8 protein-coding genes and 2 pseudogenes are annotated in these 11,662 nt (G+C 63.9%); 5 read left to right on the top strand and 5 right to left on the bottom strand.

Going from position 1 to position 11,662, the window contains the following annotated elements; all coding sequences use genetic code 11:
• From WA702_RS23475 to WA702_RS23460, 4 genes are all read right to left on the bottom strand, one after another.
• Positions 1-106, bottom strand: a 106-nt coding sequence (locus WA702_RS23475; protein ID WP_425112946.1) for an acyclic terpene utilization AtuA family protein, incomplete at its 3' end; no start/stop codon positions are given.
• 153 nt (positions 107-259) lie between these two features.
• A complete protein-coding gene (locus WA702_RS23470; protein ID WP_425112945.1) occupies positions 260-505 on the bottom strand; it encodes a hypothetical protein in 246 nt (81 codons plus the stop codon).
• Positions 506-1,114: 609 nt separating this feature from the next.
• Positions 1,115-4,387, bottom strand: coding sequence for a PAS domain-containing protein (locus tag WA702_RS23465; protein ID WP_425112944.1), 3,273 nt, complete (start codon positions 4,385-4,387; stop codon positions 1,115-1,117).
• A 482-nt stretch (positions 4,388-4,869) separates the two neighbouring features.
• Positions 4,870-6,573: a SulP family inorganic anion transporter gene (locus tag WA702_RS23460; RefSeq protein WP_425112943.1), complete on the bottom strand. Its 1,704-nt coding sequence runs from the start codon at positions 6,571-6,573 to the stop codon at positions 4,870-4,872.
• A gap of 326 nt (positions 6,574-6,899) precedes the next feature.
• Between WA702_RS23460 and WA702_RS23455 the strand changes: the two genes are divergently transcribed.
• From WA702_RS23455 to WA702_RS23445, 3 genes are all read left to right on the top strand, one after another.
• Positions 6,900-8,084, top strand: a complete 1,185-nt coding sequence (locus tag WA702_RS23455; RefSeq protein WP_425112942.1) for a cytochrome P450 — start codon at positions 6,900-6,902, stop codon at positions 8,082-8,084.
• A 225-nt stretch (positions 8,085-8,309) separates the two neighbouring features.
• A complete protein-coding gene (locus WA702_RS23450; RefSeq protein WP_425112941.1) occupies positions 8,310-8,660 on the top strand; it encodes a hypothetical protein in 351 nt (116 codons plus the stop codon).
• Positions 8,657-9,202: a hypothetical protein gene (locus tag WA702_RS23445; protein WP_425112940.1), complete on the top strand. Its 546-nt coding sequence runs from the start codon at positions 8,657-8,659 to the stop codon at positions 9,200-9,202. Before WA702_RS23450 ends, WA702_RS23445 begins: the two co-directional genes overlap by 4 nt.
• 638 nt (positions 9,203-9,840) lie before the next feature.
• Here the strand turns inward: WA702_RS23445 and WA702_RS23440 are convergent.
• Positions 9,841-10,040: pseudogene (locus WA702_RS23440) on the bottom strand (DUF6494 family protein).
• A 404-nt stretch (positions 10,041-10,444) separates the two neighbouring features.
• Between WA702_RS23440 and WA702_RS23435 the strand changes: the two are divergent.
• Both WA702_RS23435 and WA702_RS23430 read left to right on the top strand, forming a co-directional pair.
• Positions 10,445-10,912: an MAPEG family protein gene (locus WA702_RS23435; protein WP_425112939.1), complete on the top strand. Its 468-nt coding sequence runs from the start codon at positions 10,445-10,447 to the stop codon at positions 10,910-10,912.
• Between the two features lie 461 nt (positions 10,913-11,373).
• Positions 11,374-11,662 (top strand): annotated as a pseudogene (locus WA702_RS23430) (transposase); the annotation flags it as partial.

Genomic DNA, 11,662 nt, shown 5'->3' with positions numbered 1-11,662 from the left:
ATTCGAACACCAGGTAATCGAGCGCGCCCTTCTCGGCGAGCTCGACCGCGGGCTCGATGCGGTCGCCCGAATAGCCGGCGCCGGCGCCGATCCTGATGGTTCGCATGGACGTTCTCCGATCACAGTCATTGCAGATCGGATAGCATACAAGAGATGGTCATGACGACAGATCGCCGAACAGGAACCATCGCGATGTGGCGCGAAGGCGCAAGGCGCTGCTGCAGCGATCGACGCCAGTCTGCCTGATGAAGGCCGGCGGCTAATCCGAGTCGGCCCAGAACTGGCGCACTGGCAGCAGGCGCCGCTCGCGATGGCCGTCAGGATATTCGATCGTCCGCAGCGTCATCATCACGTATCGCGATCGCGAGGCTTCGCGGACGCTATGCTGCTTGGCTCGCACCATGGTCTCGCGCGGCTTCGGCCTGGCGTGCCGCTCGGCCGCGTGCGCACCAAACCATTGCGCCACCGCGTTGGCCGCCTTCGGCGACAAGACCGGCTTCGGCAACAATGGCGGCGTCTCCCGGCTGCCGCCTGGCTGCTGATGCTCTGCGGTCGCTGTTAACTCAGGACGGCCGCGCACCGCATGGCGGGACGCGGCAACCGGAGCGGCCCCATCTGCGCTGTCCGCTGCGTGATGATCTTCGCTCCGATCTTGGCGTGGAAGCTGCCGCGCCTCGTCTCGCGGCTCCTGCGCGGGCGGTTCCGGCTTCGCCTCGGATGCTGCCTCAGCGGCGGGCTGCGGCTGCGGAGCCGGCGCGTTCGGAGCGCTTGCCGCCGGCTCGGACGACGAAGCGGCGGGATCCCGCGGCGACGCATCATCGGCGGCCACGGCTTCGTGTTTGAGTTTCGGGCGCGCATGCGCCGATCCGACCGTGCTCGTGGCAGATGGCTTGGCCGGAAGCGGTTCGGTGAGCCAGACGAGGCCCGCATAGCCGGCCCCGACAAACACGCTGATCGAAAGCAAATAGGCGAACAAGGCGGGCATCGGCGCCTCCGCGAGCTCAACCGCAGTCAAGCCTCTTGCCGCCGCCTTTGTTCCTCGAAAGTCAGGGAACCCTCATGCGCTTCTGCCATCCCGCGAACGGTGCCGACGCGATGACCATTGATGCCGATGCTACGCGGGGCTTTCGGAACGAAGCGGCGCGCGAGACATGCGTGATCCTGCGCAGGCGAGCCGCAATACGCGCGACAGTTCCTCCGCGGCGTAGGGCTTCTGAAGCAGGCTGAACCCGTGACGTCCTTTTTCCGCGAGCACGTCGCTATATCCGGACGTGAGAACGATCGGCAGCGTCGGGTAGCGCTCTCGAAGAGTCTTGGCCAAATCGATCCCATTGGTCTCGGGCATCACGACATCCGAGAAAACGACATCGAACGGCTGCCCGTCCTCCATCAGCGACATGGCTTCCTTCGCGCTTTTCGCCCAGGTCGTCTCGTAGCCGAGATCCTGGAGCACCTGGGTGGAGAAGGCACCGACGTCGACATTGTCCTCGACGACCAGCACCCGTCGGCCGGCACCGTGGTACGGCAACATCACCGCCTTCGGCTCGCCGCTGGAGGCAAGCGCCTGCTCTGCGGCGGGCAAATAAAGGCTGAAGATGCTGCCCTTGCCCGGCTTGCTTTCGACCGCAACGTCTCCGCCGGACTGCTTGGCGAACCCGTAGACTTGGGACAGGCCAAGGCCCGTGCCCTTGCCGACTTCCTTGGTCGTGAAGAACGGTTCGAAGATCTTGGTCAGCCTGTCGGTCGGGATGCCGACGCCGGTGTCGGCAATCGACACCGTCACGAACGCCTTGCCATCCTGTCGGCCAAACTCCTCGGAAGCTGACCGGTAGGTCGCGCTCACCTTGATGCTCAACATGCCCTCGCCGTCCATGGCATCGCGCGCATTCACGACCAGGTTGACGAGCGCCGTCTCGAACTGGCTTGCATCGGCTTTGGTCCAGCAGGACTGGTCGGCCACGTCGAGCACGATCTGAATGCGCGAGCCGACCACCGTGGAGAGCATGTCGGCCACGTCGCGGACCCGCTGGGCCACGTCGAACACCTCCGGCTTCAAGGCCTGCCGCCGCGCGAATGCCAGCAGCTGGCCGGTGAGCTTCGCAGCCCGGGACACGGTTTCGCTGATCGCATCGATATATTTGCGCCGCCGTTCTTCGGGCAGATCAGGCCGTCGCAGCAGGTCGCTGGAGGATTTGATGATGGTCAGCAGATTATTGAAATCGTGGGCCACTCCCCCGGTGAGCTGGCCGATCGCTTCGAGCTTTTGCGCCTGGCGAAGCGCCTCTTGTGCTTGGGCCAGCTCAGCAGCCGCCTGCTTGGCTGCCGTGACGTCCCGGCCATAGGCATAGACCAGGTCGCCTTCGGCGGAGGTGTGCCACGAGATCCAGCGGGGCGTGCCGTCCTTGTGACGATAGCGGGTCTCGAAATCGGTGAGGTCGGCTTGCTTCGCGGCCTGGGCAAAGCCGCTGCGCGTCAAATCGGCGTCGTCAGGCCAGACAAAGTCCAGAAAGCTGCGGCCCACGACCTCCTGCGGACTGTGGCCGAGGATCGCGGTCCATGCCGGGTTGACGGTGCGAAACACCCCGTCGCCGTCCACGACCACGAGCAGGTCGCGCGAATTGCGCCAGATGCGATCGCGCTCGGCGGTGCGCTGCTCGACCTGCTGCTCGAGTGACGCGGCGAGATGGCGCAAGTCCCGCTCGGCAGCCAAGCGTGCGACCGCCGTTCGCGTGCGTTCGGCGAACTCGCGAACCAGCGCCAATTCGTCCGCGGTCCATTCCCGGGCCCGCGCGTCATTGAAAAACAGCAGCGCGACGAAGTCGCCCTGCTCCGTCACCGGCATATTGATGAACGAGCGGGCGCTGATCGCCTCCAGCGTACGGGCCGTGCGGGCCGTGCGCGGATCTTGCCGCGCGTCGGTCACAACTGCGGTTTCGCCGCGCTTGAGATCGTCGATGTAGCTGCCGTAGTCGCGAAAGCGCAGCGTACCCGCTATGCTCGCCACGCCGGGCGCGTTCCAGTCGCGATCGATCCTGATCGTCTCCGCGCGCGTGTCCACCGTCCCGTAACCCGCCCGGCTCACCCCAAGCGTCTCGCCCAGGATCCGGGCGGCCGTGTAGGACAGCTCGTCCGGATCGTCCGCCCCGCGGATGGCATCCGACAGCTTCAACAGCGCGAGACGGTCCGTCTCGGCCTGGACCCGCGCCGTGATGTCGTTCACCAGGGCAGCGACCCGGTGGGTCGGCTCCTCGTCCAGGCGGTAAGCGAACACGTCCAGGATCCGCCCAGTGCTCTCGAGCCGCCGCTGCCACCTCGCGCGCCCGGACGACAGGACGTCGGCGAAGGCGCCGATCCAGGATATGGCATCCTCACCGAGCAGATCGGTCAGAGTGGCCCCGACCACGCTATCGAGGCCGGTCGTCGTGGCGAAGGCGGGGTTTGTGGCGACGAGGCGGAAATCCTCCACGCGGCCGGACCCGACAGGCTCCATCAGCCCGAACCCTTCGTCGATGGCCTCGAACAAGGTCCGGTACCGCTCCTCGCTGGCGCGGAGCGAGGATTCCGCGCGCACGCGCTGCGTCACCTCGTAGCCTTCGATGAATATCCCGGTGATGCTGCCGGACACGTCGGTCATCGGCTGGTAGACGAAATCGAGAAAATGCTCCTCCGCCTCGGCGCCGGGGGAAACCTCGCCCAGGAACCGCGCGCCCGACGAAATATAGGGATTGCCGGTTCGATACACGTCGTCCAGCAGCTTCAGATAGCCTTGGGCGACCGTCTCCGGCAGCGCCTCCTTGACCGTCCTGCCGACGACGTCGCGACCGGAGACGAGGCGCCGGTACGCAGGATTGACGTGCACGAACCTGTGCTCCGGGCCTTCGAGCACCGCCATGAATCCCGGCGCCTGCTCGAACATGCGGGTCAGCCGCTCCCGCTCGGATGCGGCGCGCCGCTCGGCAAGCACCTTTCCGGTCGTTTCCGTCGCGACACAGAAGATGCCGGCGATCCGGTCGTCGTCGTCACGAAGCGGCGTATAGGAGAAGCTGAACCAGCTCACCGGCCGATCGCGGCCCGCGAGGGCGAACGGCATGTCCTCGAACCACTGCGCCTGACCGGACAGCACGGCGGCATTCATCGGGCCCAGTGTGTCCCAGATCTCGCTCCAAAGAGATTTGGCAGGCTGGCCCAAACCGGCGGGGTGCTTCGATCCGAGGATCGGGATATAGCCGTCATTGTAGAAGGAGATCTGCTCCGGCCCCCAGGCCACATAGGCCGGCTGGCGCGCCTGAAGTATCAAGCCGACAGCGGTCTTCAGCGCGCGCGGCCAGCGATCGATCGGGCCGACCGGCGTCGACGCCCAGTCATAGGCCTCGATCAGCGGACCCATGATGCCGCCGTGATGGGCGAGAAATGCGCGCGGGCCGCCGTGATCAGGCGCCACGGTCGTCAGCTGCAATCTGGGTGGTGGCAATCTGGGTCGTGGTTAGCACAGCCGCTCACAGGCCTTTCGCTGTCGGGATGACGCGCAAGACCGATCGAGGCCTTCGCTGCAAAATTCTGGTTCGGCCAGACGCCATCCGCACGCGGATGAAGACGTTGAGCTCGGCCGCGACGGGAAAATCATCGGCTCCTAGCCGGCCGGCATCCTCAGCCGGGCAGGGAAAATTGTCAAGAAACGGCCGGTTCCAGGCGCGGCGAGCAACACTTGCCAAGCAACACGGCCAAACAACACTTGCATCGGCCGCGGCGTGGCGGGCATGCGGGCTCGATCAGGTCGCTGGAGTAGCGCCGGCGCTGATCCTCATCGGTCTGCATGGACGGAGGCTGCCGACATGCAGATCTGCATCCCGGCGGCAGTTATTCGCAGGATCAACCGGGCTTCAACTCGCCGAGCAGACTGTCCATCCGCCGGGTCCAGTTGGCGCTGTCGGTCTTTTTGGCGAGGCCATCGGCCTGCAGGACGTCGCGGACCTGCCCGCGCGCGCCAACGATCTGAAAGCCGATACCCCGTGACGTGAGTTCGTCGTGGAGATCATGCAGCATTTTGGAGCCGGCCAGATCAATGAACGGTGACGATGACAGACCGCAGATGACGAGCTTGACGTCAGCTGCCGCATCGAGCTTTGCCAGCACGGTTTCCAACACGGTTTCGGCATTGACGTAGAGCAGCGACGCCTCGGGCCGAAAGGCGAGGATGCCGGGGAGCGGCTCGACGTCCGAATGCCGCGCGGCGTCGGCATAGCGGCCGGTTCCCGGCAATCGGCCGAGAATGGCGACATTCGGCCGCGAGGCGCGGGCTAGCAGCAGGAACACGGAGGCGAGCGCCGCCAGCAAGATGCCCTGCAGGATGCCGAGCAGCAGCACGGCGATCAGCGCGATCGTGGCGGCAAGGAAATCGATGCCACTGATCCGCCACATGCGCAGCAGGGCTGCGACGTCGACGAGCTTGTACACCGCCGTGAACACGATCGCGGCCAGCACCGCCTTCGGCAGATTGGTCAGCAGCCCGGTCAGGAACAACAGGCAGACCGCCAGCGTGATCGAGCAGATCACCAGCGCCAGCGGCGTCTTGGCGCCGGCCTGGTCGTTGACCGCGGATTGCGACAGCCCCCCGGCGACGGGATAGCCATGACCGAGCGATGCGGCGAGGTTGGCGGCGCCGAGGCCCAAGAACTCCTGCCGCGCGTCGAGCGGATAGCCATGCTTGGCGGCAAAGCTTCGTGCCGCGGACACGCCCTCGATATAGGCCAGCAGCAGCGCGCCGGCGGCCAGCGGAAACAAGTCGTCGAAATCCAGCAGACCGAATGTCGGCATCGCAATCACAGGCAGGCCCGATGGAATTGCTCCGGTGACGGCGACACCCAATGCCGGCAGCCCGAACATGGTTGCAACAACAATGGACAGGACGACGACCGCGAGCCCGACCGGCCGTCCGGGCAACAGCCGTGCGCCAAGCAGCAAGAGCGCGATCGCCACGAGGCCGATCGCCAGCACGATCATGTGCGTGTCGCCGAGCTGCCCGGCCAGCCTGATCGCGCGATCGAAGAAATTGCGCCCGCCACCGGCGACGCCGAACAGGCTCGGCAACTGCGTCATGATGATCGTAAGCCCCGCGCCAGCTTTGAAGCCGGTGAGGATGCTGTCGCTGATCAGGCGCACCAGCATGCTGAGTCGGAACACCCATGCGATCAGGCAGAGCACGGCGACCGCAAAGGCGGACAGGCTGGCGATCTGCATGTAGCGCCCGGCATCTCCGGCGGCCAGCGGCGCAACCGTCGCGGCGATCATCAGCGAGATCGCCGAGGTGGGGCCGATGGCCAGTTGCCGGGACGAGCCGAACAGTGCGTAGCCGATGCCGCCGAGCATGTAGCCGTAGATGCCAATCTGCGGCGGCAGGCCCGCGAGCGTTGCATAGGCGAGCGAGACCGGGATCGCATAGGCTGCCAGCGTGACGCCGGCGACGATATCCGGGCCCAGCCAGGACGCGCGGTAGTCGGCCAGCCACCGCGCCGGCGGAAACAATCCCGGCCGCTTGGGGGGCGCCGCCGCCTGGTCCAGCCCGGCTGAGGACATGTTTGCGTTCATGGCGCGATGAGAGGCGGTGGTTGCGCCGCGGGGTTGATCTGAATCAAGCGGTGCGGGATTCAAAAACTTCCTGTCGCGCGACGTGACCGCCATGCCGGGCTAGGAACGGCCCGCGGCGCACCACCTCGGAACAATCGCCTGCGGAGTGGGGAGCAACACGCCAGACCTTGTCGGATTGAATCAAGCCGCGGTCGCCGGTATTGAATAGACGCTCGTCCTGCCGAGGCATCGGACCAGGATTGCACCGCTTAGTCCCTGCCACTATCTTTTAAGGCCAGACACGCGCTGGCCCGCATTCCAATAGGATCGCCCACATGCTGACCGCGAGCTTGGCTCCCCTGGACGAGACCATCGGAATCGCGGATCTGACGCGCGATCCCTATCCGATCTACCAGCGCCTGCGGCGCGAAGCGCCGGTGTTGCGGGTCAAGTCCGTCGGCCGGACGTTCCTCACCAAAGCGGCTGATACCAAATATGTGAAGGACAATGCGGCGCTGTTCTCCTCTGACGATCCGAACACGCCGATGAAGCGGGCCTTCCTCGCGCATACCTTGATGCGCAAGGATCACGACGAGCACCGGGCCGAGCGCATGGCGATGATGCCGGCGCTGATGCCGAAGACGATCGAAGCCGCCTGGGAGCCGCTCTACAGGACATTCGCCGCTGATTATCTCGACCGGCTGCCGCGCGGCGAGGTGGTCGATCTGTTTCCCGCCCTCGCCGGACCGCTGGCCGCGCGCATCCTCGCCCATGTCATGGGCGTTCCGGACGCGAGCGACGAAGACATGCAGCGCTGGTCGCAGACCCTGATCGACGGGGCCGGAAACTTCGGCTGGACGCCGGGGCCGTTCGACGCGAGCGACATCGCCAATGCGGAGATGGACAGGTGCATCCGCGCCAACGCCGAGCGCGTGCGGCGTGAGCCGGATTCCTCCGCGCTCTCCTTCATGGTGAACGCGAAGAACCCGATTGCGGAAAGCCAGATCATCGCCAACATCAAGATCGCGATCGGCGGCGGCATCAACGAGCCGCGCGACGCCCTGCTGACGATCCTCTACGGCCTGCTCACCAATCCGGAGCAGCTTGCCGCCGTGCGCGAACAGAACAAGTGGCGCTCCGCCTTCGAGGAAGGCGTGCGGTGGGTGGCGCCGATCCAGGCGAGCTCACGGCTCGTGATGGAAGACACGGAGATCCGCGGCTGCCTGATCCCCAAGGGCGACACCGTGATGACGATCCAGGCCTCCGCCAACCGCGACGAGGACCTGTTCGACGACGGCGAGAACTACAACGCGCTGCGCGACCCCAATCCCCACCAGGCCTTCGGCAACGGCCCGCACCATTGCGCCGGCGCCCACCTCTCCCGCCGCACCGTCGGAGCCATCCTGCTGCCGATGCTGTTCGAACGGTTTCCGAACATGATGCTGCCCGATCCGGCGGGCGTGCGGTGGCACGGGTTCGGGTTCCGGGGGCCGCTGAACTTGCCGGTGCGGTTGCAGTAGGACGGTAGCAATCCAGATTCTCCTACACCGGATCTCGCTTCGCTCATCAGACTACGAATAAGCGACTGATAGCAAAGGAATAATTCCTTTCCGTAGGGTTACACCTGCTTCGCCCGGGGCCCGAGGAACTTCGTCGTCCCCAGGGTCCCTGCAGTCGTGGAAGGCTTGCCAGCCGGAGTATGTGATTTATTCTCGGGAGAATAAATTTTCTAAGGAATATATTCAATGCACCATAGATTGAACGAGCGCCACGCGCTCCGGGCCAAGCTCGAAGCGGGCGTGAACATCAACATGCTGGCACCGCGCCGCATCGGTAAGACGTGGACGATCAACCGGCTCGCGGATGACTTGCGACAGAAGGATTGGCAGGTCATCGAGATGGACGTGGAAGGCGTGCGATCGGCGTCCGAATTTGCTCAGCAGCTGTGTCAAAGGATCGAAGCGGAAAGTCCAATACGCGATCGCATCAAGACGCATATCCACCAGCGGCTCACGAATGTGCTGGGCGCAAGTGGGGTGACAGACCGATCGACGCGCTTGGAAAGCTGGACCCAATCGAATTCGCCGGGACGTTGATTGCTTCGCTCGACGAGTCCGGAAAGAAGACGGCGATCATCATCGATGAAATCGTTTATTTCTTCCTCGCCTTCGCGCAAACAAGTCAGAACGACGCCGACGCGTTCGCATACAAGTTACGTGCTCTCCAGCTTGCCCACGAGAATGTTCGCTGGCTGCTGACTGGATCAATCGGTCTCGATATCATCGCCCGGCGTTACGAACTGGAGGGGGCGTTCGTCGATTTCGACCATTTTGAACTGCAGCCGTTCACGTCCGAAGAAGCTCGTTCATTCCTGCGCGATGCGGCAATCCAGCAGCAACTCAATCGGGTTCAGGTTTCAAGGACTCGTTTGTCGCCATTTGAAGGATTCGATTCCAAGGACTCATTTGGATCAAGGAATTCCAATTCCAAGGATTCATTTGTCACCATTTTTTCAAGGATTCGGCTTCCAAGGATTCGTCGCCACAAAGGCTTTCTAAGCGGTCGGGCAGCTCCCGCCGGACGCGGCGGCCCGAGCCGCACGCCCTGCGCCGGCGCCTCGCGGCTTCCGGCCGGCTGACATGCGGCTCGCTCCGCATCGCACCCGCTTCGAAGTGACCAAGCCTTCTCCGGCAAGCCAGCTGCTCTACGCAGCCTGCCTCGAACAGGGCGGCATCAATCCTCTGCTCGTGACCGAAGGACATGCCTTTGCCGGGCTGCCGCTGAGCGGACCGGGCAGGCCATCGCGGGGCTTTCGAGGATCAGGGAAACCCCACGACGCACGGCCCGAACCGTAGCATTTGGCTTCGCCCCAGGCGGGCCATGGAGGGGAACGCGAGCGTCTCAGTCCCGTTCTCAATAAGTTTTCTGGACGCGGGCGATTCCGGCCAAGATGGAGGAGATGAAGGGCATGCGGAGGATCTCCTACCCTCACAGGCGCAAAGAAGAAGCTCTCGTCGTGGCGTCACTTAGCACCGCGACCCTGCTTGTATGTCTCAGCCTTGCTCTCGCTATGCTCTAAGGTCCAGCGGCCTATTCGGTCAGCATCCCGGCCATTTCAGACCTGCCCGCGAGCTGGTTCTTGCCGTCTTGAAAACAGAATGCAACTGGCCGCCCCTGCCGTCGGCTCGGCTAAGAGTCGGACCCTCGGCTATCCGAAGGCGCGCGACCCGCTGGCGCACGGCAGAAGGAACAGGGCTCGTTCCGCCTTAGACGTCGTCAGAGTGCGACTGTTTCTTCGACAACGTGTTTCAGCGGCGTCCCCTCGGCGCACAGGGTCATTCGCAGTTTGAGCTCGCCACCTTTCACCACTCCGCTACGCACGAGATTCTCGATTCACGCTGCGATGTAACTCCGACATGCTTCAGAAATTTACGGATAGCCATATTGAAGCGGTCTTCATCAAACTCGGCGGTCATGGCTGTGCTCCCTGATCGGGTAGACAAAGCCTAACACGAGGTCAGCAAAGCATCGATATCCCCGCTCGCATCCCCGCCAATTACCCGCCAACCTCGGCCCGGATCTGAAGGCTACACCTGACGCTGCAATGTCGGCAGTCCGAGGTGATCGCACTGCACGGTATAACCAGCAGGCGTTTCACATGGGTCTCCGCGAAGGAAGCGGTAGCGGGAGTCCGCGACGTGCTGGACTCGATCGGCGACACGTGCCCGGAGTGTCCGCCCGGAATCGATTAGCCCAGAGAGAACGTTGGACTGCGCTCAGGGCGCGCTGCGGCTCCGAGCCGCCCCGAAGCGAGCCTAGCCAGCAGGCGCTTCGGCGTGCTTGACTGATTGCGGGTCGCCGGAACGCGAGGGCAGGTACAATGGACAAGCTGAGCTTTCAAAATCCGCTCGTCGACACCTACGCCATCGCGGCCTCGATCATGATTCTCAAGGCTGTCATGATGTCATGGCTGACCGTCGTCCGGATGATGCAGGTTAACGGCGGATTTCGCTCGCCGGAGGACGTCAAGAAAACGATCCTCAATCCCCACCCGAGCGCCGAACAACTGGCGCCGAACGAATACGTGGATCGCATCCGGCGAATTCAGCTCAATGATCTGGAGAATCTGCCTTTCTTCCTGGTCGCCGGGTTTCTCTTCATCCTGACTGAGCCTTCTCTGCGGCTCGCTCAATGGCTGCTATATGGTTACGTCATTTCGCGGCTGTTGCATTTCGCGGCCTACTTCACGGCCAGGACTCACGACATGCGCGCCACGCTCTGGACCGTCGGCTCGCTGATTTTGATCCTGATGACGTGCTGGACCCTTTTCGCGGCCTGGCGCGCGTGACGCCACGGGGGCTCTTGACGCTCTTCGCGAGCAGCAATCGCGCTCTGAGCCTTAACCCTCGTCTGGTTCGCGCACGACCCGCTCGTTGGCGCCGTCTTCGTCTTCAACGTCTTCATCGGGATCTTGGGGCGCGACCCGTCGCCCATGACCACGAACGAATTGAGGTCGATCAACTTGGCCGAAAAATCCTCGGGACCGGTCATGTGTTTCGCCTCGAGCATTTGCCATTGGAATGCTGCCTCCCACGAGTTCGGCGGTCGCTCATGGGGACTTCCGCTGCGATGAGACTCAATCGCTGTTTTCGCAGTCCTTCAGCGTCTCCACGACGTCCGAGTATCAATCGGCGTTCAAATTTGCCCCCCGCATTGCCTCATCCAGAATGTTACTGGACAACTTCTCGCCGATGATTGGGTCGGTGCCATCGAATTGGTTCGGTGGCATCTATGGCGAGAATGATCAGCATGGGCGCGCGGCGCGAGGTGTTGTCGGCGGTGATGGAGCGTTACCGGTCGGCCAAGCGATCGGAGAAGGGGCGCATCCTCGACGAACTGTGCGCGACGACGGGTTGGCATCGCAAGCATGCGGTGCGCGCACTCCGGCGACGCGCAAAGGTTGTGGCCAACGCACCTCGACAGCGCAAGCGTAGATATGATGCGACGATCAAGGATGCGATGACGGCGCTGTGGGAGGCGTCGGATCGGGTATGCGGCAAGCGGCTCAAGGTGATGATCCCGACCTTGCTGCCGGCGC

It is taken from the genome of Bradyrhizobium sp. (assembly GCF_049798375.1).
Classification (GTDB): Bacteria; Pseudomonadota; Alphaproteobacteria; order Rhizobiales; family Xanthobacteraceae; genus Bradyrhizobium.
Note: the sequence above shows the minus strand (reverse complement) of the source record. Positions and strands in the feature narration are given on the sequence as shown.

Excerpts from the sequence above, each read along its gene's own strand:
- WA702_RS23465 (WP_425112944.1), bottom strand. The coding sequence starts at position 4,387 with ATGGGTCCGCTGATCGAGGCCTATGACTGGGCGTCGACGCCGGTCGGC.
- WA702_RS23460 (WP_425112943.1), bottom strand. The coding sequence starts at position 6,573 with ATGTCCTCAGCCGGGCTGGACCAGGCGGCGGCGCCCCCCAAGCGGCCG.
- WA702_RS23455 (WP_425112942.1), top strand. The coding sequence starts at position 6,900 with ATGCTGACCGCGAGCTTGGCTCCCCTGGACGAGACCATCGGAATCGCG.
- WA702_RS23450 (WP_425112941.1), top strand. The coding sequence starts at position 8,310 with ATGCACCATAGATTGAACGAGCGCCACGCGCTCCGGGCCAAGCTCGAA.
- WA702_RS23435 (WP_425112939.1), top strand. The coding sequence starts at position 10,445 with ATGGACAAGCTGAGCTTTCAAAATCCGCTCGTCGACACCTACGCCATC.